Raw genomic sequence first — 21,030 nt, forward strand, 5'->3', positions numbered from 1 at the left:
GGCGATGGTGTCATGGGCGCGGCATAGGATCGCGCACGTGTACCGATCCGCACCGATCGTCCGGGCCGCCGCGGCCAGTTGTGCCCTCTCCCTGCTCGCGCTGACCGGGTGCGACGGGGGTGTGCAAGGTACTCCGGGCGGGGCCGGGGTGCGTGATCCGTACTTCCCCAGGGCGGGCAACGGCGGATACGACGTCAGCCACTACGACCTGACCCTCGCCTACGACCCGGACCGCCGTCACCTGACGGGTACGGCGGTCATCACCGCCCGGGCCACCAAGGACCTGTCCGCCTTCGACCTCGACCTCGAGGGGCTCGAGGTGCGCGGCGTCACGGTGGAGGGGAGAACCGCCCTGTTCAGCCGGGCCGGGCAGGAACTCACCGTGCGGCCGCACGACGACCTGGTGAAGGGGGAGACGTTCCGTACGACGGTGCGGTACGCCGGGCAGCCGCGGACCGTCGTCGACCCCGACAGGTCGAAGGAGGGATGGCTGCCCACCGCCGACGGCGCCCTTGCCCTCGGCGAGCCGGTCGGATCGATGGCGTGGTTCCCGGGGAACAACCACCCGTCCGACAAGGCCGCCTACGACATATCGATCACCGTTCCCGAGGGGCTGCGGGCCGTCTCCAACGGCGAGTTGAAGAGCGAGACGACCAGCGGGGGACGTACGACGTTCCACTGGCACACCGCCGAGCCGATGGCGAGCTACCTGGCCACCGTCGCCATCGGGCGCTTCAAGATCACGCGCTCCACCACGGAGAGCGGCCTGCCGGTGTACGTCGCCGTCGATCCGACCCAGGTGGAGGCGAGCCGGGCGGTGCTGGCGCGGATTCCCGAGGTGATGGAGTGGGCGGAGTACAACTTCGGCCCCTACCCCTTCTCGTCCACCGGCGCGATCGTGGCCCGCCGCGAGGACGCCGGTTACGCCCTGGAGACCCAGAACCGGCCCGTCTACCCCGGCGCCCCCGACACCGAAACCCTCGTCCACGAAATCGCCCACCAGTGGTTCGGCGACTCCGTCACCCCCAGGAGCTGGCGGGACATGTGGCTCAACGAGGCCTTCGCGACGTACGCCCAGTGGCTGTGGGAGGAGGACAACGGCGGCGACAGCGTGCAGCAGACCTTCGACGCGCTCTACCGCGGTGACTACTACGAGGACGACGCCGACAACAAGGCCGTCTGGGACTTCCCGCCCGCCCGGCCGAGCAGCGCCGCGCACATCTCCGACCCGCCCGTCTACGAGCGCGGCGCGATGGTCCTGCACAAGATCCGCCGGACGGTCGGCGACGACACGTTCTACGACATCGTCCAGGGCTGGGCCGCCGCCCACCGCCACGGCAACGCGTCCACCGCCGACTTCACCGCCTATGTGGAGAAGAAGGCCCCGGACAAGGACTTCGACGAGATCTGGAAGGACTGGCTGTACGGCGACGGCAGGCCGGCGCACCCCTGACGGGAGCCGGCCGGCCTTCCCCGGTCCAGCTGCTTGCGCAGCACCGGACACCGGAGCCCCGGCCCTTCGGGGGCCGGGGCTCCAGCAGCGGGGCGCGTCCGTCAGACGTTGACGCCGAAGTCCTGGGCGATGCCGACCAGGCCCGAGGCGTAGCCCTGGCCCACCGCGCGGAACTTCCACTCCGCGCCGTTGCGGTACAGCTCGCCGAAGACCATGGCCGTCTCGGTGGCCGCGTCCTCCGACAGGTCGTAGCGGGCGATCTCGGCGCCGCCGGCCTGGTTGATGATGCGGATGTAGGCGTTGCGGACCTGGCCGAAGTTCTGGCCGCGGTTCTCGGCGTCGTAGATGGAGACCGGGAAGACGACCTTGTCGATGTCGGCGGGGAGCCCGGCGAGGTTGACGTTGATCGCCTCGTCGTCGCCCTCGCCCTCGCCGGTGCGGTTGTCGCCGGTGTGGACGATGGTGTTGTCCGGGGTCTGCTTGTTGTTGAAGAAGACGAAGTGGCCGTCGGAGTAGACCTTGCCCTGCGTGTTGACGGCGATCGCCGAGGCGTCCAGGTCGAAGTCCGTGCCGGTGGTGGTGCGGACGTCCCAGCCGAGGCCCACGGTGACGGCGGTCAGGCCCGGAGCTTCCTTGGTGAGCGAGACGTTGCCGCCCTTGGACAGGCTTACAGCCATTGTTGGGAGTCCCTTCCCTCGTTGCGTGTGCGGACGAAGCTACAGCCATCCATAGGAACGCCAAGGGGGTCCCCAGGGTTCCGTATCTCTTTACCTTTTTTACCGAGCCCCGTCCGAACGCACGCGAAAATCCGGTGACGTGACCCGGACAGGGGCGGGAACATGGACGGCATGTCCGGTCCCTATCTCATCCGCGGCTCCGTCGCGCTCCCCGAGGCCGAACTGGCCTGGCGGTTCTCGCGGTCCTCGGGGCCCGGTGGCCAGCACGTCAACACCAGCGACTCGGCTGTGGAACTGCGCTTCGACCTCGCGAACACCGAGGCCCTGCCCGAGGTGTGGAAGCAGCGTGCCCTGGAGCGGCTCGCGGGCCGCCTCGTCGACGGAGTGATCAGCGTCCGCGCCTCCGAGCACCGCTCCCAGTGGCGCAACCGCGAGGCCGCCGCCGTACGCCTCGCCGCGCTCCTCGCCGAGGCCACCGCGCCCCCGCCCAAATCGCGCAGGCCCACCCGGATACCCCGCGGCATCAACGAGCGCCGGCTGCGCGAGAAGAAGCAGCGCTCGGAGACCAAGCGGGGGCGGTCCGGGAGGGACTGGGTGTAGAAGACCAAGCGGGGGCGGTCCGGGAGGGACTGGGTGTAGAAGACCAAGCGGGGGCGGTCCGGGAGGGACTGGGTGTAGAGGACCGGGCGCAGGGGCGTCAGCCCAGTGGGCGGTAGCGCCCGCGGTAGTACAGCAGCGGGCCGCCCTCCGTGCCCGGGACGCGGGCCGTCAGGACACGGCCGACGACCAGGGTGTGGTCGCCCGCCGCCACCTGCTGCTCGGTGCGCAGCTCGAAGGTGGCCAGGGCGCCGGTCAGCAGCGGCGCGCCGGAGGACTCGCCGCGCGTCCAGGAGAGGTCCTTGAACAGCAGCCGGTCGCTGATGCGGCCCTTCATGGCGAAGCGGCCGGCGATGTGCCGCTGGCTCTCGGCGAGGACCGACACCGCCCACAGCGGCTGCTCGGCGAGCAGGTCGTCCATGCGGGAGCCCTCGCGCAGGCTGACCAGGGCCAGCGGCGGGTCCAGGGACACCGACATGAACGCCGTCGCCGTCATGCCCGCGTCCTCGCCGCCGGGCGCCTGCGGGTCGTCCGGGTCGAGCGGCGGCTCCTGGGCGGTCACCAGGACCACACCCGCGGCCAGCCGGGACATCGCGGCACGGAACTCGTCGTTGGTCACCCCCTCAGCATGCCCGGAGGCAGTGGGGGCGGCGGGGGAGGGGACGGGCGGCGCAGGAGATGTGTTCAGCACACACGGAACGCTAACCACCGCTCCGCGGCCCCCGCATCGGGCCTTCGCCCGAAGCCGGACCTAGGGCCGGAGGACCAGAGGGCCGATTTCCGCGTGTCCGGTGGACCTCTCGTGCATCATGTCCGCACACGCACAAATTTTGCGTTCAGGAAACGCACAGGAAAACGCGGAAACTCTACTCAATTGTTCACGTTTGTCTGTGACTTGAGTCACAAGGGCCATGAATTGTTGACCCTGTGTACCGAGTGGGCTTCGCGCTGTGATTCAGTGGCGGAGACTGCACGGAAGTCTGCACCAGACGATATGCCGAAGAGCACCCTTGATTCGCTGCGAGGTCGCGGGGGGAGGGCAAGCATGGAGACCGAGTCGGAGCCGTACGTCCGCCTTGCGGCCCTGCGACAACTGCACCAGGTCATGGCGGACATGAACACCGCGCGGAGCCTGGCCGACACACTGCAGACCGTCGCCGACGGCATCGTGAACGGCCTCGGCTACGAGCTGGCCTGCGTCAACCTCGTACGCCCCGACGGCGACCTCGTCGTCGCCGCCTTCTCCGGGAACCCCGCCGCCGAGGCCCTCATCACCGGCCGCGTCGGCTCCCGCGACTCCTGGGAGCGCCGGCTCACCATGGGCGAGCACTGGGGCGGGCTGGTCTTCATACCCCACACCGAGGGCTGGGTCCTCGACGACGACGACGTCCCGCAGTGGTACACCGACGGGCCCGCGCCCCGCTTCGATGACGAGTGGCATCCCTCCGACCGGCTGTTCGCGCCCATGTACACCCCCGGCGGACCGGGCGGCTCCTCCGGGGAACTGCTCGGCGTGATCTCCGTGGACCGCCCGCGCAACGGACGCCGGCCCGGCGCCTGGGGCCGCGAGGCCCTGCAGATGTACGCGTTCCAGGCCGCCATCGCGATCAGCAACGCGCGTCTACGTGCGAACATGCAGCGCGCCCTGGTCCGCCTGGAGCGCGAGCAGCAGGCCCTGCGCGCCAGTGAGGAAAGCTTCCGGCAGGCCTTCGAGTACGCCCCCTCCGGCATGGCCATCGCCGAGATGGGCGGCGACCAGCACGGCCGCATCCTGCGCACCAACGACGCCCTGTGCCGACTGCTGGGCCGCCGCGCCTCCGCGATGCGCCGCTACTCCTTCTCCGACCTGGTCCACCCCGAGGACATAGGCACCCTGCTGCGCACCTCCGCCGAGGGCGGCCGGGCCGAACTCCGCCTCGCCCGCCGCGACGGCACGTACGTGTGGGTGTCCCTGCGCAACTCCGTCGTCGCCGACGCCGCCGACGGCCCACGCTTCCTGCTCACCCACGTCGAGGACATCGAGGAGCGCAAGCGGCGCGAGCTTCAGCTCGCCCACCGCGCCTCGCACGACTCCCTCACCGGCCTGCCCAACTCCGCCGAGCTGCGCTCACGGCTGTCCGCCCGGCTGTGCCGGCGGCCCCAGGCGGGGCACGAGGGCGAGCTGGAGTCGCTGGACGCGGCCTACGGCCACCCCGCCTACGACGTCGGCGGCCACGACTTCGACTTCCGGCCGGGGGCACCGGCGTACGACGCCTACGACCACCACGTGCACACCGTCGCCCCCGAGGACGGCCACGACGACGGCACCAAGGGACTCGCGGTCCTCTTCTGCGACCTCGACGGCTTCAAGTCGATCAACGACCGGTTCGGGCACAACGCGGGCGACGCCGTCCTCATCGAGGTGGCCCGGCGGCTGAGCAACGGCGTGCGCGACGGCGACACCGTGGCCCGGCTCGGCGGCGACGAGTTCGTGATCCTCGCCGACGGGCTCGGCCGCGCCGACGCCCAGGACCTGGCCGTACGCCTGCGCAACGAGATCATCCAGCCGATCCGGGCCGAGGGCCGGGCCGTCCGGGTCGGGGCGAGCTTCGGCATCGGCTGGGCCCACTGCGGCATGACGGCGGACGAAGTGTTGAAATCCGCTGACGAACGGATGTACATCGAGAAAAGATCTCGCCCCCGGCAACATCGTCGCGCCGGTTGAGCCGCAGGTCAGCGAACTGATGCGGCGTGAGTCACCCGTTCGGGCTCCGCGAAGCAGGTAGGCTCGCTTCTCTCACGACGTACTGCACCACCCGCACCACGCTTGAGGAGACCTAGGGATGACGGCCGGCAACAGCGGCGCGAGCACGCCCGAGGACGACGACCCGTTCGGCTACCTGTACGCCGACGGCCAGGCCAACGGAGCCCAGCCGCCCTCCGGCGGTTACGGCTACCCGAACGCGGTCAACCGGGTCCGCACGGTCGGTCAGCGGCAGTACGGCCCGCAGGCCCCCGCGGCACCCCATGGCCAGGTCCCCCCGCAGCAGCAGGGCGCGTACGGCCAGCCGAACGCCCACTACGCCGCCCCCGAGACCCTTCCGGGCGGCGCGCCCACGAGCCGCCGGCCGGGCCAGGGCGGCGGCGGCCGGGGCCCGAACACCAAGGGCCTGCTGATCGGCGCCATCGCGGTGGTCGCCGCGGTCGTCATCGGCATCAGCGTGGCCATGATCGGCGACAACTCCGACGACAAGGGTGAGAACAAGGCCGGCGCGACGTCCCCCACGGCCACGCAGAGCTCGGAGTCGAGCCCGTCGACGAGCGCCGACGCGGAGGCCCCGCAGGAGCTGCCGCTGCCGAAGATCGATGCCAAGGCGCTTCGCTTCGAGAACGGGGCGACGAACGCGTCGGACGTCGAGGGCGCCAGTGCCGACGGCGGTGTCTATGTGACGGGCCTCAACACGCCCGGCGCCCAGGTCACCTGGAACGTGAACGGCATTCCCAAGGACGGCGTCTACACGCTCTTCGCGCACTACAGCACTGCCGGCGAGGACCAGGAGATGACGCTCACCGTCAACGGCAAGGTGTTCGGCAGCAAGCTGCGCATGGGGAACTTCACGCACGCCGCCGACGGCGACTTCGCCAAGGGCTGGACGACGACGTACGCATGGCCCACCCTCACCAAGGGCACCAACACGATCACCGTCTCCTGCCAGGACGGCGACAAGTGCAACGTCCTGCTGGACCAGCTCTGGCTGAAGCGGGGACAGGTCAAGAGCTAGTGCCCCGGCAGGCAACGTTCGCCCCGTCGCGACGCCCGGCACTCCCCCAAGCTCTTCGAGCAGGGGGTACCCCCACTCTCGCCGCACCGCCCGAAAGCCCAAGTACGTCCAGTACCCCAAGTACGTCCAGTACGAGGACTTCCGGGCGGCACTCCCCCAAGCTCTTCGAGCAGGGGGACCCCCAGAGCACGCACCGGACGCCGCTCCTTGACGGGCAAACGTTGCCTGCCGGGGCACCAGCTAGGCCGCGCTGACTTCCCCAGTCACCGCCACCTGCCCCAGCAGTCTCTCGTAAGTCCCGCGGTCGAACTCGCCCGCCGCCGGGGACAGGACCGTCGCCGTGGACAGGGCGGCCGCGCGGGTCAGGCGGGACGGCCAGGGGAGGTGTTCCGCCAGGCCGGAGAGCAGGCCCGCGACCACCGAGTCGCCGGCGCCGGTCGGGTTGCCCTGGACGTGGGCGGGCGGGGTGGCCCGCCACAGGCCGTCGGGGGTGTGGGCGAGGAGGCCGTCGGCGCCGAGGGAGGCGACGACCGCGCGGGCGCCGCGACGGCGGGCGTCCTGGGTGGCGCGCAGGGGCTCGTGGGAGCCGGTGAGCTCGGCCAGTTCCTCGGCGTTCGGCTTGATGACGTCAGGGCGGGCCGCCACCCCGCGCCGCAGGGCCTCGCCGCTGGTGTCCAGCAGGACGGGGACCCCGGCCGCCCGCGCCGTCCGTATCAGACCGGCGTACGCGCCCACCGGCAGCCCGGGTGGCAGGCTGCCGCACAGCGCCACCGCCGACACCGAGCCGAGCAGGTCCTCGTACACGCCCTGGAAGGCGGACCACTCGGCGGGGCCGACGACCGGGCCCGGCTCGTTGAGCTGGGTGGTGTCGCCAGTACGCGCGTCCACGACGGCTATGGTGCGCCGGGTCGCGTCCGCGACCGGGACCAGCGCGTCCACCACGCCCGGCGCCTGGGACGCGAGCCGGTCGCGCAGCTCGCGCCCGGTGGTCCCGCCCGCGAAGCCGGTGACCGTCACCTCGTGACCGAGGGCCGCGAGCACCCGGGCGACGTTGACGCCCTTGCCGCCGGGCCGCTCGCTCACCTCGGACACCCGGTGGGAGGCGTGTGGCCTCAGGGACGGCACCCGATAGGTGATGTCGAGAGCGGTGTTCAGCGTGACCGTGAGGATCACGTGGGCCGACCTCCCCCGAGTAAGAGCGCGTGTCGCGACGTTCCAGAAGTTCGATCATGCCAAAGACGGGACCGACCGCCCACCCCTGGGACCGGTCACCGCGGCCGTACGGGCGGACGGATCAGCCCAGTTGGGGTGCAACCACCCACTCGCCCCGCCGCATCACGCCCTTCGGCGCGAAGTCCTCGTCGAGCAGCACCAGGTCGGCGTCCTTGCCGGGCTCCAGGGAGCCCACCCGGTCGTCCATGCCGAGCAGCCGGGCCGGGTTGGCGGACAGCGCGGCCACCACGTGCTCGACCGGCAGCCGGTCGACCGTCACGGCGCGCTGGAAGGCCCGGTCCAGGGTCAGGGTCGAGCCCGCGATCGAACCGCCCTCCACCAGCCGCGCCACCCCGCCCGCGACCTCGACCTGGAGCGGGCCGAGCATGTAGCGGCCGTCGCCGATTCCGGCGGCGTCCATGGCGTCGGTGATGAAGGCCACCCGCTCGGGGCCCGCGTGGTGGAAGGCGAGTTCCAGGGCGGCCGGGTGCAGGTGCACGCCGTCGTTGATCAGCTCGATGGTGACCCGCTCGTCCTCCAGCAGGGCCGTGATCGGGCCCGGGGCGCGGTGTCCGAGGGGCGGCATCGCGTTGAACAGGTGGGTGGCGACGGTGGCTCCGGCGTCGATCGCCTCCACCGTCTGCTCGTACGTCGCGTCCGTGTGCCCGACCGCCGCGATCACGCCCTGCTCCGCGAGCAGCCGTACGGAGTCGATGCCACCCGGCAGCTCGGTGGCGAGCGTCACCATCTTCGCCCGGCCGCGCGCGGCGTCGATGAGCTTGCGCACCTCCGCCGGGTCCGGGTCGCGCAGCAGCGCCTCGGAGTGCGCGCCCTTGCGGCACGGCGAGATGAACGGTCCCTCGAAGTGGATGCCCGCGATCTCCCCCTGCTCGGCCAGCTCCGACAGCAGCCCCGCCTGCTTGACGAGGGTGCCCATGTCGTCGGTGACGGTGGAGGCGACCAGGGTGGTGGTGCCGTGCCGCCGGTGGGTGCCGACGGCGGTCAGCACGTCGTCGGCGGTGCCCGAGAAGGAGGCGCCGCCCCCGCCGTGGTTGTGGATGTCGACGAAGCCGGGGACCAGCCAGTGCCCGCGTACGTCGACGGTCTCGGCGTCCTCGCGGGCGTGGCCGGCGATCCGCGTGCCGTCGACGATCACCCGGCCGCCGTCCACGATCCCGGTGGGCAACACCACCCGGGCTCCGGTGAGAACTTTGCTGGGGGCCATCAGGTGGCTACCTCCGGGGAGTCGTAGAAGTGGTGAGGAGATCCCAGGCCAGCAGCCCCGCGCCCAGGCAGCCGGCGGTGTCCCCCAGGGCGGCGGGGACGATCGAGGGCAGCTTCTGGAAGGTGACCCGCCGCCGGACGGCCTCGCGCAGCGGCGCGAACAGCGTCTCGCCCGCCTCGGCGAGCCCGCCGCCGATGATCAGCGTGCGCGGGTCCAGCAGGGTGAGCGCGGTGACCAGCCCGTCGGCGAGCGCGTCCACGGCCTCCTGCCAGACCGTCCGTGCCCTCGCGTCGCCGGACTCCACGGCCCTGGCGCAGTGAGCCGCGTCCGCCTCCGGGTCCCCGCACGCCTTCGCCCATGCCTGGCTGACCGCCGCCGCGGAGGCGAACCGCTCCAGACAGCCGCGCTGCCCGCACGGACACGGCGGGCCGCCGGGCCGTACGACGATGTGGCCGATCTCGCCCGCGAAGCCGTGCGCGCCCGCCTCCACCCGGCCGTCGATGCCGATGGCGCCCGCGATCCCGGTGCCCAGCGGCACGAACAGGAACCGGTCCGCGCCCCGGCCCGCCCCGATCCGGCCCTCGGCGAGCCCGCCGGTGCGCACGTCGTGGCCCAGGGCCACGGGGGCGCCGAGCCGCTCGGCGAGCAGGTCGCGCAGGGGTACGTCGCGCCAGCCGAGGTTGGCGGAGTAGGCGGCCACACCCCGTTCCGCGTCGACGATGCCGGGCACGGCGACCCCGGCCGCGGCGGCCTCCTCGCCCAGGTGCGCCGCGCCGTACGCGCGCAGTTCGGCGGCGAAGTCGAGGATGCCCTCCACGACGGCGTCCGGCCCGCGCTCGCGGCCGGTCGCCCGGCGCGCCCGGTGCAGCAGGGAGCCGTCGGCGGCGACCAGGGCCGCCTTCATCCCGGTGCCGCCCACATCGAGGGCGATGACGTGTCTCACGGGGGACAGTGTGGCCCTTCGACCCACAAGAGGTCTAGTCCACTCGCGCGGTATGGACCAGTCGTGGCCGCATGGTGATGACGAGGCGGCCGGGACGGAAGAAGCAGCGGCAGCGGCAGCCGAGCCGGGGCGGGCCGGACGCCCACGGCCTGTGTCGGTGGCGGGGGCTACGGTGCCCCGTATGGAAGACGACCAGGAGCACGCGCTCGGCCGCAGGGAGCGGGACATCCTCGCCCTGGAGCGCCGCGGCTTCACCGGCCCCGGCGCCAAGGAGCGCGCGATACGCGAGGAACTGGGCCTGTCGCCCGTCCGCTACTACCAGCTCCTCAACGCCCTCCTCGACGACACCCGCGCCCTGGCCCACGACCCGGTCACGGTGAACCGGCTGCGGCGCATACGCGAGGCACGGCGCGCCGAGCGGTGAGGAGTGCGCGTGGCCGTGTGTGGATAGGTTCCGCGTATGGGAAGCCAGGACAGTCACGCCACCGACTCGACCAACCCCGTCCCCTCCCTGCCGACGCCTGCCGGCCAGGCCGGCCGGGACGGGCTCGCCGCGATCCTCGCGCGGCCGGAGCACGCGGTGATCGCGCTCGACTTCGACGGGACGCTCGCCCCGATCGTGCCCGACCCCGACCAGGCCCGGGCCCACCCGGACGCGGTGCCCGCGCTCGCCGCGCTCGCCCCCAAGGTGGCCGCCGTGGCGGTGGTCACCGGCCGCCCGGCCGGCGTCGCGGTGCGGCACGGCGGCTTCGCGGGTGTACCCGGCCTGGACCACCTCGTCGTCCTCGGCCACTACGGCGCCGAGCGCTGGGACGCCGCCACGGGCACCGTCACCGCCCCGCCCCCGCACCCCGGGGTCGCCGCGGTCCGCGCCGAGCTGCCCGGCCTCCTCGACCGGGTCGGCGCCTGGCACGGCACCTGGATCGAGGAGAAGGGCCGCTCCGTCGCCGTCCACACCCGCCGCGCCGACGACCCCCAGGCCGCCTTCGAACTGCTCCGCGAACCCCTCACCGACCTGGCCACCCGCCACGGCCTGATCGTCGAACCCGGCCGCATGGTCCTCGAACTGCGGCCCCCGGGCATGGACAAGGGCGTGGCCCTCCTGAACTACGTCCGCGACCTGGGCCCCGCCTCGGTCCTCTACGCCGGTGACGACCTGGGCGACCTCCCCGCCTACGCCGCGGTGGAAAAACTCCGCTCGGACGGCCTACCGGGGGTCCTGGTCTGCAGCGGCAGCACAGAGGTCACGGAACTGTCGGAGAGGGCGGACCTGGTGGTGGACGGCCCGGCAGGGGTGGTGCACTTGTTGAAGGGCTTGGCAGACAGCCTCGCCTAGCCTGCGGGCAGCCGTGCCGCACAGCCTGCGGGCAGCCGTGCCGCACAGCCTGCGGGCAGTCGTGCCTCCCCCAAGCTCTTCGAGCAGGGGGGACCCCCAGGGCGGCACGGGTGGGCGCAGGCGGCAACCCGTCAGCGCCGGGCTGCGCGACCCACGTGACGGTCACCCCGCCCAGGGTGCCCACGCATCATCCGTTCAGCTCCCCCAGCTGATCCAAGAACCACTGAGCCGGAGGAAGCGCGGTCGCGGCGGCAGCCAACCGCTTGGACCGCTCCACCCGCTCGGCGCCCCCCATGCTCAACGCCTCGTGCAAAGCCTCCGCCGTCCCCACCACGTCATACGGATTGACGACCACCGCGTCGTCCCCCAGCTCCGCATACGCCCCCGCCTCCCGCGACAGCACCAGCGCACACCCCGAGTCGGAGACGACCGGCACCTCCTTGGCCACCAGGTTCATCCCGTCCCGGATCGGATTGACCAGCGCCACGTCCGCGATCCGGTACGCCGCCAGCGACCGCGCGAAGTCGTCCCTGACGTGCAGCACCACCGGCCGCCACCCAGCCGTCCCGTACCGCTCGTTGATCTCCTCCGCCACCCGCCGCACCTCGGCGGTGTACTCCCGGTACACCGCGAGGTCCTGCCGCGACGGATACGCGAACGCGAGATGCACCACCCGTTCGCGCCACTGAGGCCGCTCCTCCAGCAGCTGCCGGTAGGCGAGCAGCCCCCGCACGATGTTCTTGGACAGCTCCGTCCGGTCCACCCGCACGATCGTCCTGCGCGCGCCCCCGTCCGGAGCCGCGCCGATCTCCTCGCGCAGCACCGCCATCCACTCCTCGACGTCGGCCCGCTGCGACCGCTCCCGCAGGAACTCGGCGTCCGCGCCCAGCCCGTGCACCCCGATCCGGGTGCCGCCGAGCCCGCCGACAAGGGCGTCGCAGCAGCCGGCGAAGGCGTCCGCCCACCGCTGGGTGAGGAAGCCCAGCCGGTCCGCGCCCAGCATCCCGCGCAGCACCTGCTCGGCGATGTCGTCGGGGAGCATCCGGAAGTAGTCCACCGGCGCCCACGGCGTGTGCGAGAAGTGCCCGATCCGTACATCCGGCCGGAAGTCGCGCAGCATGCCCGGTACGAGCGTCAGGTGGTAGTCCTGCACGATCACGGCCGCGCCCTCGGCCGCCTCCTCCGCCAGCGCCTGGGCGAAGGCCCGGTTGTAGGCCTCGTACGACGCCCACCGGCGGCGGAACTCCGCGTCGAAGACCGGCTCCAGCGGGGTCTGGTAGAGCATGTGGTGGACGAACCACAGCACCGAGTTGGCGATGCCGTTGTACGCGTCGGAGAACACGTCCGCGTCGATGTCGAGCATCCGCACCTGCTGCCCGCCGGTCGCCTCGGAGGGCAGCCGGCGCCCGCCCTCGTAGCGGCGTACCGCCTCCCGGTCGGCGTCGCTCAGCGCGGCGCACACCCAGACCGCGCCCGCGTCCGGACCGATCGCGGACAGCCCGGAGACCAGCCCTCCGCCCCCGCGTTTGGCGTGGAGCGAGCCGGCCGCGCCGTCGGGGCGTACCTCGTACGAAACCGGGCCGCGATTGGACGCGACCAGCACCTCGGCACCGTGCGTTGAAGCCATGGTCCTCAACCTAGCCCGGCCCGGAAACGCTCAAACGTACGGTTCCGCTTCGTAGACGGCCGTACACGACCAGGCCGGGGTTTTGCGCCACGGCCCGCACCCCGCGGTCCTACGCCACCTTCCGGGCCGCGTACTCCGCGATCTCGGCCATGGGCGGCCGCTCCTCGGTGTCCACGGAGTACGTCCGCGGCTCGAAGCCGTCCTCGCCGCGCTCGAACTGGGTGAGGGACGGGCGGACGAGGTGACCGCGGGCCAGGCGCAGCTGGGCGGTGCGGTAGATCGCGGCGGCCATCCGGCCGAGCGCCTGCCCGTCCTGGTGCCGGTGCCTGCGCACGCCGACGTCGACCTGGGCGAGGGCGTCCAGGCCCACCAGGTGCAGCGCGTCGACCAGCATGCCGAGCTCGACGCCGTAGCCGACGGGGAACGGCAGCTGTTCGAGCAGCGAGCGGCGGGCCGCGTACTCGCCGCCGAGCGGCTGCACGAAGCCGGCCAGCTGCGGCCAGTGCATGTTGAGCAGCGGGCGCGCCATCAGCTCGGTGACCCGCCCGCCCTGCCCGGCCGCATCCCCCAGGGGGCGGTCGTACATGGCCTTGACCAGGTCGACGCCGGGTTCGGTGAGCAGCGGGCCCACGATGCCGGTGACGAAGTCGGAGGAGAACTCCCTGAGGTCGGCGTCGACGAAGCAGATGATGTCCCCGCGGGTGACGAGCAGGGAGCGCCACAGCACCTCGCCCTTGCCGGGCACCGCCGGCAGGCGCGGCAGGATCACGTCACGGTGCACGACCCGCGCGCCCGCGGCGGCGGCCACCTCGGAGGTGCGGTCGGTGGAGCCGGAGTCGACGACGACGATCTCGTCCACGAGCGGTGCCCCCTCCACGAGGTCGCGCCGGATGACGGCGACGATGTCGCCGACCGTCTCCTCCTCGTTCAGCGCGGGCAGCACGACGGAGACCGTCTGGCCGGTGCGCTGCTTGGCGGCCAGGACCCGGCGCAGCGGTCGGTCGGCCACGGACCAGGAGCGGGTGGCGAGCCAGCGCTCGACTTCTTCCAGCACGGTCTGCGGCTCCTCACGGTTGTCTCGCGGTTCGGACGACCATCTCAATGGTCGTAGCCTTCGGTTACAGTCTTGAGCAACGCGGATGACCATCGCATGCCGGGGGTCGCCGCCGCCTTACAACCGCATACAGCTCATCCAGAGGGGCAGAGGGACACGGCCCGATGAAGCCCCGGCAACCCTCCAGCCGGTTCTCGTAGACCGCTGATCGGTGATCACTGATCGCTGTCGATCGTCTTCGCGAGGCTCCCGGCTAGGGAAGGTGCCAAATCCGTCTCACGGCGAGATGCGTCGTGAGGAAGATGAGGAGAAAGGGCCTCGCCTCCATGGCTGTGCAGACTGTTGCAAGCAACACCGACTCCACCGTCGACCTCGGCCCCGCCGCGGCCCTGAGCTGCCGCGAGTGCGGTCACCGCGTCCCCCTCGGCCCGGTCTTCGCCTGCGAGGAGTGTTTCGGCCCGCTGGAGATCGCCTACGACTTCTCGGCCTACGGCACCGAGGAGCTGCGCAAGAGGATCGAGGCGGGCCCCGCGAACATCTGGCGCTACGCGCCGCTGCTGCCCGTCCCCGCGGACGTGGCCGGCAAGCCGAACCTCAACCCGGGCTGGACCAGGCTCGTCCAGGCCGACCGCCTCGCCCGCGAGCTCGGTGTCGACGCCGGCAAGCTCTTCGTCAAGGACGACTCCGGCAACCCGACGCACTCCTTCAAGGACCGCGTGGTCGCCCAGGCGCTGGAGGCGGCGCGCGCCTTCGGCTTCACCACCCTGTCCTGCTCCTCCACCGGCAACCTCGCCGGCGCCGTCGGCGCCGCCGCCGCCCGCGCCGGCCTCCGCTCCTGCGTGTTCATCCCGCACGACCTGGAGCAGGGCAAGGTCGTCATGGCCGCGGTCTACGGCGGCGAGCTCGTCGGCATCGAGGGCAACTACGACGACGTGAACCGCTTCTGCTCCGAGCTGATCGGCGACCCGGCCGGCGAGGGCTGGGGCTTCGTCAACGTCAATCTGCGGCCGTACTACGCCGAGGGCTCCAAGACGCTGGCGTACGAGATCTGCGAGCAGCTCGGCTGGAAGCTGCCCGACCAGATCGTCGTCCCGATCGCCTCCGGCTCGCAGCTCACCAAGGTCGACAAGGGCCTGCAGGAGCTGATCAGGCTCGGTCTGGTCGAGGACAAGCCGTACAAGATCTTCGGCGCGCAGGCGGAGGGCTGCTCCCCGGTGTCCGCCGCCTTCAAGGCCGGCCACGACGTCGTACGGCCGCAGAAGCCGGACACCATCGCCAAGTCGCTCGCCATCGGCAACCCCGCGGACGGCCCGTACGTCCTGGACATCGCGCGCCGAACGGGCGGTGCGGTGGAGGATGTGACGGACGAGCAGGTCGTGGACGCCATCAAGCTGCTCGCCCGCACCGAGGGCATCTTCGCGGAGACGGCCGGCGGTGTGACGGTCGGCGTGACGAAGAAGCTGATCGAGGCCGGCGCCCTCGACCCGACGAAGACCACCGTCGTCCTCAACACCGGCGACGGCCTGAAGACGCTGGACGCGGTGGCGGGCACCGGCCTCACCGCGACGATCCGTCCGACCCTGGACTCCTTCCGAGAGGCTGGCCTGTAATGAGCGTGACCGTTCGCATCCCCACCATCCTTCGCCCCTACACCGGCGGCCGGGCCGAGGTCAGTGCCGAGGGGACGACCCTCGGTGAGGTCATCTCCGACCTGGAGAAGAACCACACGGGCATCGCCGCCCGCGTCCTGGACGACCAGGGCAAGCTGCGCCGCTTCGTCAACGTCTACGTCAACGACGACGACGTCCGGTTCGAGCAGGGGCTCGGGACGGCCACGCCGGACGGCGCGGGCGTCTCGATCATCCCGGCCGTCGCCGGCGGCTGACCGTCCCCGCGGACGCTCGTCGCCCTCGGTGACGTCCGTCACCGAGAGTCCACCGAACTGCCCCCTCCGTGAGAGAAGCGGAGGGGGCAATTCTGTGTGATTGAGCGCGGTAGAGTTGGGGAACACGCCCCTGATCCCCGGATCCGGAGCCATGAATTCCTGCCGCACGCCCGACGAGAAGTAGCCAAAGTGTGCGGGCTTTTTGTGGCATTTGCCTTGTTTGTGGGGCCCGAGTTGCCTTGAATTCGGGCGAATCCTCACCATATTCCGGACCGCGCACATCCAGATTTCTCGTCCGATTGACCTGTTGCAGACGGCAGTTGGACAGATACATTCAGCCGCGGTCGACGCGTTCCGGCGCACGCCCCCAATCCATGGGGGGTGAGGTCTGACCCGGGTCCGCGAAGTGTGGATCTGTGCAAGGGCCAGTAATAGGGGAGTTAGGCATGGCTCAGGGCACCGTCAAGTGGTTCAACGCGGAGAAGGGGTACGGCTTCATCGCGGTCGACGGTGGTGCGGACGTCTTCGTCCACTACAGCGCGATCCAGATGGACGGCTACCGCACGCTGGAAGAGGGCCAGCGGGTCGAGTTCGAGATCTCGCAGGGTCAGAAGGGCCCGCAGGCCGACATGGTGCGCGTCACCGCCTGAACGTTCTTCACGCGAAGGGCCCACGCCTCGAGGGGTGTGGGCCCTTCGTCCTGTTCGCCCCGGGCTGATCCCCCTCAGGCGCTTGCACTCGACCATGCCGAGTGCTAATCATTGGCGTTAGCACTCTGAAGGTGAGAGTGACAACGAAGGACCGGGTCGGTGAGGCCCGCGGGCCGGGTGGGGCAAGGAACCACCGGCCGGCGAGCCGTCCGTCGCGGGCGCGGGCGCGGTCCGAAGGAATCACCCCCAGTCCTGGAGGGACCACTTCACATGGCCAAGATCATCGCGTTCGACGAGGAGGCGCGGCGCGGCCTCGAGCGCGGCATGAACCAGCTCGCGGACGCCGTCAAGGTGACCCTCGGCCCCAAGGGCCGCAACGTCGTCCTCGAGAAGAAGTGGGGCGCCCCCACGATCACCAACGACGGTGTCTCCATCGCCAAGGAGATCGAGCTCGAGGACCCGTACGAGAAGATCGGCGCCGAGCTGGTCAAGGAAGTCGCCAAGAAGACGGACGACGTCGCCGGTGACGGTACGACCACCGCGACCGTGCTCGCCCAGGCCCTGGTCAAGGAGGGCCTGCGCAACGTCGCCGCCGGTGCCAACCCGATGGCTCTCAAGCGCGGTATCGAGAAGGCCGTCGAGGCCGTCTCCGCCGCCCTGCTCGACCAGGCCAAGGAGGTCGAGACCAAGGAGCAGATCGCCTCCACCGCCTCCATCTCCGCCGCCGACACCCAGATCGGCGAGCTCATCGCCGAGGCCATGGACAAGGTCGGCAAGGAAGGCGTCATCACCGTCGAGGAGTCGCAGACCTTCGGTCTGGAGCTCGAGCTCACCGAGGGCATGCGCTTCGACAAGGGCTACATCTCCGCCTACTTCGCGACCGACATGGAGCGCATGGAGGCGTCGCTCGAGGACCCGTACATCCTCATCGCCAACTCCAAGATCTCCTCGGTCAAGGACCTGCTCCCGCTGCTGGAGAAGGTCATGCAGTCGGGCAAGCCGCTGCTGATCATCGCCGAGGACGTCGAGGGCGAGGCCCTGTCGACCCTGGTCGTCAACAAGATCCGCGGCACCTTCAAGTCCGTCGCCGTCAAGGCCCCGGGCTTCGGCGACCGCCGCAAGGCCATGCTCGGCGACATCGCCATCCTCACGGGCGGCGAGGTCATCTCCGAGGAGGTCGGCCTCAAGCTGGAGAACGCGACCCTGGACCTCCTGGGTCGCGCCCGCAAGGTCGTCATCACCAAGGACGAGACCACCATCGTCGACGGTGCCGGCTCCGCCGACCAGGTCGCGGGCCGTGTGAACCAGATCCGCGCCGAGATCGAGAACAGCGACTCCGACTACGACCGCGAGAAGCTGCAGGAGCGTCTGGCCAAGCTCGCCGGCGGCGTCGCGGTCATCAAGGCCGGTGCCGCCACCGAGGTGGAGCTCAAGGAGCGCAAGCACCGCATCGAGGACGCCGTGCGCAACGCCAAGGCGGCCGTCGAGGAGGGCATCGTCGCCGGTGGTGGCGTGGCCCTGCTGCAGGCCTCCCAGGTCTTCGAGAAGCTGGAGCTCGAGGGTGACGAGGCGACCGGCGCCAACGCCGTGAAGCTGGCCCTGGAGGCCCCGCTGAAGCAGATCGCCGTCAACGGTGGTCTCGAGGGCGGCGTCGTCGTGGAGAAGGTGCGCAACCTGACCGTCGGTCACGGTCTGAACGCCGCCACCGGCGAGTACGTCGACATGATCGCCGAGGGCATCATCGACCCGGCGAAGGTGACCCGTTCCGCGCTGCAGAACGCCGCCTCCATCGCCGCGCTGTTCCTCACCACCGAGGCCGTCATCGCCGACAAGCCGGAGAAGGCCGCCGCGCCGGCCGGCGGCGGCATGCCGGGCGGTGACATGGACTTCTGATCCTTTCGAGGATCGGATCCGTCCTTCACGTACCGAGGGCGGCACTCCCTGGAAGCAGGGGGTGCCGCCCTCGGCGTGTTCCGGGTCACAGCCGGCAAGCGGTGGAATGCCTTGGCGGGCAAGGCGGTTGACGCCGGTGCGCGCAATTCATGCGTGTGCACATACCACTCGGTATCGACCGATTCCAAGGAGCCCCAACGTGACCGTCACCGCTCCGGAGCCCGCGTCCGGGTCCGAGTCCGCCTCCCGCGCGGCACGGATCCTCTCCCGCTCCGTCACGCTGAACGGCCTCACCGTCCCCAACCGGATCGTGATGGCGCCGATGACCCGAATGTTCTCGCCGGGCGGCGTCCCGGGCGAGGACGTGCTGTCGTACTACGCCCGCCGCGCCGCCGCCGGTGTCGGGCTGATCGTCACCGAAGGCACGTACGTGGGGCACGACTCGGCCGGTGGGAGCAGCCGGGTGCCGCGGTTCCACGGCGAGGAGCAGCTCGCGGGCTGGGCGAGGGTCGCCGAGGCCGTGCACGCGGCGGGCGGCGCGATCATGCCGCAGCTGTGGCACATCGGCATGGTCCGCGAGCCGAACCGGCCGCCGTTCCCGGACGCGCCGCCGGTCGGCCCCTCCGGACTGCGCGTCGGCGAGTTTGAGGTCACCGGCAAGGCGATGACCCGGGCCGACATCGACGACGTCATCGGCGCGTTCGCCGAGGCGGCCGCCGCCGCGGAGCGCATCGGCTTCGACGGCGTGGAACTGCACGGCGCCCACGGCTATCTGATCGACCAGTTCCTCTGGTCCGGCACCAACCGCCGCACCGACGCCTACGGGGGCGATGCGGTGGCCCGGACGAAGTTCGCCGCCGAGATCGTGGCCGCGGTCCGCGAGTCCGTCTCGCCCGAGTTCCCCGTCGTCTTCCGGTACTCGCAGTGGAAGGGGGACGTCTACGACGCCCGCCTGGCCGAGACCCCGGAGGAGCTCGAGGCGATCCTGTCCCCGCTCGCGACGGCCGGCGTGGACGTCTTCCACGCCTCCACGCGCCGCTACTGGCTGCCCGAGTTCGAAGGCTCGGACCTCAACCTCGCGGGCTGGACGAAGAAGCTGACGGGCAAGCAGGTCATCTCCGTCGGTTCGGTCGGCCTGAACGGCGACTTCATGAGGGCGTTCCAGGGGGAGGGCGCGGCGCTCAGCGGCCTGGACAACCTGCTGGACCGCATGGAGCGCGACGAGTTCGACCTGGTGGCCGTGGGCCGCGCGCTGCTGCAGGACCCCGAGTGGGCGGCGAAGGTCCTCGGCGGCCGGTTCGACGAGCTCAAGCCGTACGACGCGGCGTCGCTGCAGACGCTCAGCTGAGCCGAGGGGCCGGGGCCGGGGGCCGGGGGAAGTGCGGCAACCGGCAGCGGGCAGCCCTACAGGTTGCCCATCGGCTCGATGTCGACCCGCACGGGGTGGCCCCAGATCCGTACCACCTCGTAGTCGGTGAACTCGTGCACGAGCCGGTAGGCCGTCGCGGCGTGCGGTCCCCGGCGCTGGGCGGCGATGAACAGCTCCGCCTCGCGCCGGTCCCGCCGCGGGGTTCCGCACAACTGCCACTCCCGCCCGTTCCACAGCTCCGGCAGCCACCGCTGCTGGGGCTGCGGCCGGTCCCCGCGCACCCCGTAGCGGGAGGGGGCGCGGTCGGCGGGCTCGGCGGGGGGACGGTCGTACGGGGGATAGGCCCCGTCGACCTCGGACCGCCGGGCGGCCCGCCGCCGGGTCTCGCACAGCAGACAGAGGTCGGGCGCGCTCTCGTCGACGGGCCCGTTCGGATGCTCGGGGCACCGGGTGGCGGGCGCGGCCGTCGTGACGGTCTCGTCCAGCAGATCCAGGGCACGCCGAAGATCCGCCTTCACCTCGTGCAGCTTGGCGTCGGGCGTGTCGGCGGTCAGGGCCTCGCCGTGCTCGCCGAGGAGACGGAGAGCACGGCCGAGCGCGGTGAGCTGGGCGTGGTTCATCATCGTCGGTTCATTGTCGTCAGTCGGAGCCATGCATGGTGTGCGGCCTTCACGAGGCATAATCATAGTCGAGATTCGTATGCCTGGAGGTAGCCATGTCTCGCACCATGATCGACCTGGATGATGCACTCGTCGCCGAGGCCGCCGAGATACTGGGCACGACGACGAAGCGGGCCACGGTGAACGCGGCGCTGGCCGAGTTCGTGGCAGCGGCCAAGCGGCGACGCTTCATGGAGATGCTGGACGAGGGCGTCTTCGACGACCTCGGTGACTCGACGGTGATGGCGGGGGCATGGCGGTAGCGAGGTATCTCGTCGACAAGAGCGTGTGGGCACGGGCCAGGCATCCTGCCGTACGAGCGGTTCTCGGCCCGCTGGTCGAGCAGGGCTTGGTCGCCACCTGCGCCGTCGTGGACCTGGAGATCCTTTACAGCGCGCGGAACGCCGAGAGCCATGCGGCGGGGCGGTCCGTCCGCCGAGGCTTCGAGTGGCTTCCCATGACGGACGATATCGGCTCCCGCGCGCTGGAGATCCAGGCGCTGCTCGCCAAGAAGGGGCACCATCGCGCGGCCTCCGTCCCGGACCTCCTCATCGCTGCCACCGCGGAGCGCCATCAGGTCACGGTGCTCCACTACGACGCAGACTTCGACACCATTGCCGCCGCGACCGGCCAGCCCACCCAGTGGGTCGTTCCGAGGGGCGAGGCGGACTGATGATTCCGGCGGTGCA

Annotated in this window: 21 protein-coding genes and 1 riboswitch; of the genes, 13 read left to right on the forward strand and 8 right to left on the reverse strand. The window is 71.3% G+C overall.

The window, feature by feature from the left end; all coding sequences use genetic code 11:
- The first annotated feature begins 4 nt into the window (after positions 1-4).
- Positions 5-1,453: a M1 family metallopeptidase gene (locus ACX25U_RS19605; protein WP_454393855.1), complete on the forward strand. Its 1,449-nt coding sequence runs from the start codon at positions 5-7 to the stop codon at positions 1,451-1,453.
- A gap of 101 nt (positions 1,454-1,554) precedes the next feature.
- Here ACX25U_RS19605 and ACX25U_RS19610 read toward each other — a convergent pair whose 3' ends face one another.
- The gene (locus ACX25U_RS19610; protein WP_454393857.1) at positions 1,555-2,130 is read right to left on the reverse strand and encodes a TerD family protein; all 576 of its coding nucleotides are present in this window, start codon (positions 2,128-2,130) and stop codon (positions 1,555-1,557) included.
- 162 nt (positions 2,131-2,292) lie between these two features.
- Between ACX25U_RS19610 and arfB the strand changes: the two genes are divergently transcribed.
- Positions 2,293-2,730 (forward strand): alternative ribosome rescue aminoacyl-tRNA hydrolase ArfB, encoded by a 438-nt coding sequence (gene arfB, locus ACX25U_RS19615; RefSeq protein WP_454393859.1) that lies wholly within the window; start codon positions 2,293-2,295, stop codon positions 2,728-2,730.
- A 97-nt stretch (positions 2,731-2,827) separates the two neighbouring features.
- Here the strand turns inward: arfB and ACX25U_RS19620 are convergent, their stop codons facing one another.
- Complete coding sequence (locus ACX25U_RS19620; RefSeq protein ID WP_454393861.1) at positions 2,828-3,418, reverse strand: flavin reductase family protein; 591 nt, start codon at positions 3,416-3,418, stop codon at positions 2,828-2,830.
- A gap of 354 nt (positions 3,419-3,772) precedes the next feature.
- Between ACX25U_RS19620 and cdgB the strand changes: the two genes are divergently transcribed.
- Positions 3,773-5,431, forward strand: coding sequence for a diguanylate cyclase CdgB (gene cdgB, locus ACX25U_RS19625; RefSeq protein WP_454393863.1), 1,659 nt, complete (start codon positions 3,773-3,775; stop codon positions 5,429-5,431).
- Positions 5,432-5,549: 118 nt separating this feature from the next.
- Positions 5,550-6,488 (forward strand): carbohydrate-binding protein, encoded by a 939-nt coding sequence (locus tag ACX25U_RS19630; RefSeq protein ID WP_454393865.1) that lies wholly within the window; start codon positions 5,550-5,552, stop codon positions 6,486-6,488.
- Positions 6,489-6,728: 240 nt separating this feature from the next.
- Here ACX25U_RS19630 and ACX25U_RS19635 read toward each other — a convergent pair whose 3' ends face one another.
- The 3 genes from ACX25U_RS19635 to ACX25U_RS19645 form a co-directional block, all read right to left on the reverse strand.
- Positions 6,729-7,661 carry a 1-phosphofructokinase family hexose kinase gene (locus ACX25U_RS19635; protein WP_454393867.1) on the reverse strand — a complete coding sequence of 311 codons (933 nt, stop codon included), beginning with the start codon at positions 7,659-7,661 and terminating at the stop codon, positions 6,729-6,731.
- Positions 7,662-7,782: 121 nt separating this feature from the next.
- Entirely contained in the window at positions 7,783-8,925 is a 1,143-nt protein-coding gene (nagA, locus tag ACX25U_RS19640) for an N-acetylglucosamine-6-phosphate deacetylase (protein WP_454393869.1), read from the reverse strand.
- A 7-nt stretch (positions 8,926-8,932) separates the two neighbouring features.
- A complete protein-coding gene (locus tag ACX25U_RS19645; protein ID WP_454393871.1) occupies positions 8,933-9,868 on the reverse strand; it encodes an ROK family protein in 936 nt (311 codons plus the stop codon).
- A gap of 181 nt (positions 9,869-10,049) precedes the next feature.
- Between ACX25U_RS19645 and ACX25U_RS19650 the strand changes: the two genes are divergently transcribed.
- Together ACX25U_RS19650 and otsB are read left to right on the forward strand one after the other, a co-directional pair.
- Positions 10,050-10,292 (forward strand): DUF3263 domain-containing protein, encoded by a 243-nt coding sequence (locus tag ACX25U_RS19650; protein ID WP_454393873.1) that lies wholly within the window; start codon positions 10,050-10,052, stop codon positions 10,290-10,292.
- A gap of 36 nt (positions 10,293-10,328) precedes the next feature.
- Positions 10,329-11,204: a trehalose-phosphatase gene (gene otsB, locus ACX25U_RS19655; RefSeq protein ID WP_454393875.1), complete on the forward strand. Its 876-nt coding sequence runs from the start codon at positions 10,329-10,331 to the stop codon at positions 11,202-11,204.
- Between the two features lie 187 nt (positions 11,205-11,391).
- Here the strand turns inward: otsB and ACX25U_RS19660 are convergent, their stop codons facing one another.
- Complete coding sequence (locus ACX25U_RS19660) at positions 11,392-12,831, reverse strand: alpha,alpha-trehalose-phosphate synthase (UDP-forming) (RefSeq protein WP_454393877.1); 1,440 nt, start codon at positions 12,829-12,831, stop codon at positions 11,392-11,394.
- A 109-nt stretch (positions 12,832-12,940) separates the two neighbouring features.
- Positions 12,941-13,885 (reverse strand): glucosyl-3-phosphoglycerate synthase, encoded by a 945-nt coding sequence (locus ACX25U_RS19665; RefSeq protein WP_454393879.1) that lies wholly within the window; start codon positions 13,883-13,885, stop codon positions 12,941-12,943.
- 131 nt (positions 13,886-14,016) lie between these two features.
- Positions 14,017-14,194, forward strand: a riboswitch (SAM riboswitch).
- A gap of 17 nt (positions 14,195-14,211) precedes the next feature.
- Here ACX25U_RS19665 and thrC point away from each other — a divergent pair.
- The 5 genes from thrC to ACX25U_RS19690 all read left to right on the forward strand — a co-directional run bounded on the left by thrC (position 14,212) and on the right by ACX25U_RS19690 (position 19,661).
- On the forward strand, positions 14,212-15,495 hold the full coding sequence (gene thrC, locus ACX25U_RS19670; RefSeq protein ID WP_454393881.1) for a threonine synthase: 1,284 nt from the start codon (positions 14,212-14,214) through the stop codon (positions 15,493-15,495).
- Positions 15,495-15,770, forward strand: a complete 276-nt coding sequence (locus ACX25U_RS19675; protein ID WP_454393882.1) for a MoaD/ThiS family protein — start codon at positions 15,495-15,497, stop codon at positions 15,768-15,770. Before thrC ends, ACX25U_RS19675 begins: the two co-directional genes overlap by 1 nt.
- 446 nt (positions 15,771-16,216) lie before the next feature.
- Positions 16,217-16,420 (forward strand): cold-shock protein, encoded by a 204-nt coding sequence (locus ACX25U_RS19680; RefSeq protein ID WP_004986573.1) that lies wholly within the window; start codon positions 16,217-16,219, stop codon positions 16,418-16,420.
- Positions 16,421-16,690: 270 nt separating this feature from the next.
- On the forward strand, positions 16,691-18,313 hold the full coding sequence (groL, locus tag ACX25U_RS19685) for a chaperonin GroEL (protein WP_454393884.1): 1,623 nt from the start codon (positions 16,691-16,693) through the stop codon (positions 18,311-18,313).
- Positions 18,314-18,512: 199 nt separating this feature from the next.
- Positions 18,513-19,661 (forward strand): NADH:flavin oxidoreductase, encoded by a 1,149-nt coding sequence (locus ACX25U_RS19690; RefSeq protein WP_454393886.1) that lies wholly within the window; start codon positions 18,513-18,515, stop codon positions 19,659-19,661.
- A gap of 56 nt (positions 19,662-19,717) precedes the next feature.
- Here ACX25U_RS19690 and ACX25U_RS19695 read toward each other — a convergent pair whose 3' ends face one another.
- Positions 19,718-20,302 (reverse strand): hypothetical protein, encoded by a 585-nt coding sequence (locus ACX25U_RS19695; protein ID WP_454394369.1) that lies wholly within the window; start codon positions 20,300-20,302, stop codon positions 19,718-19,720.
- A 95-nt stretch (positions 20,303-20,397) separates the two neighbouring features.
- On the opposite strand from ACX25U_RS19695, the gene ACX25U_RS19700 reads away from it, so the two are divergent.
- On the forward strand, positions 20,398-20,604 hold the full coding sequence (locus ACX25U_RS19700; RefSeq protein WP_454393888.1) for a type II toxin-antitoxin system VapB family antitoxin: 207 nt from the start codon (positions 20,398-20,400) through the stop codon (positions 20,602-20,604).
- Positions 20,595-21,014, forward strand: coding sequence for a PIN domain-containing protein (locus ACX25U_RS19705; protein WP_454393890.1), 420 nt, complete (start codon positions 20,595-20,597; stop codon positions 21,012-21,014). Before ACX25U_RS19700 ends, ACX25U_RS19705 begins: the two co-directional genes overlap by 10 nt.
- The last annotated feature ends 16 nt before the right edge of the window (positions 21,015-21,030 follow it).

The organism is Streptomyces sp. JNUCC 63 (genome assembly GCF_054366325.1).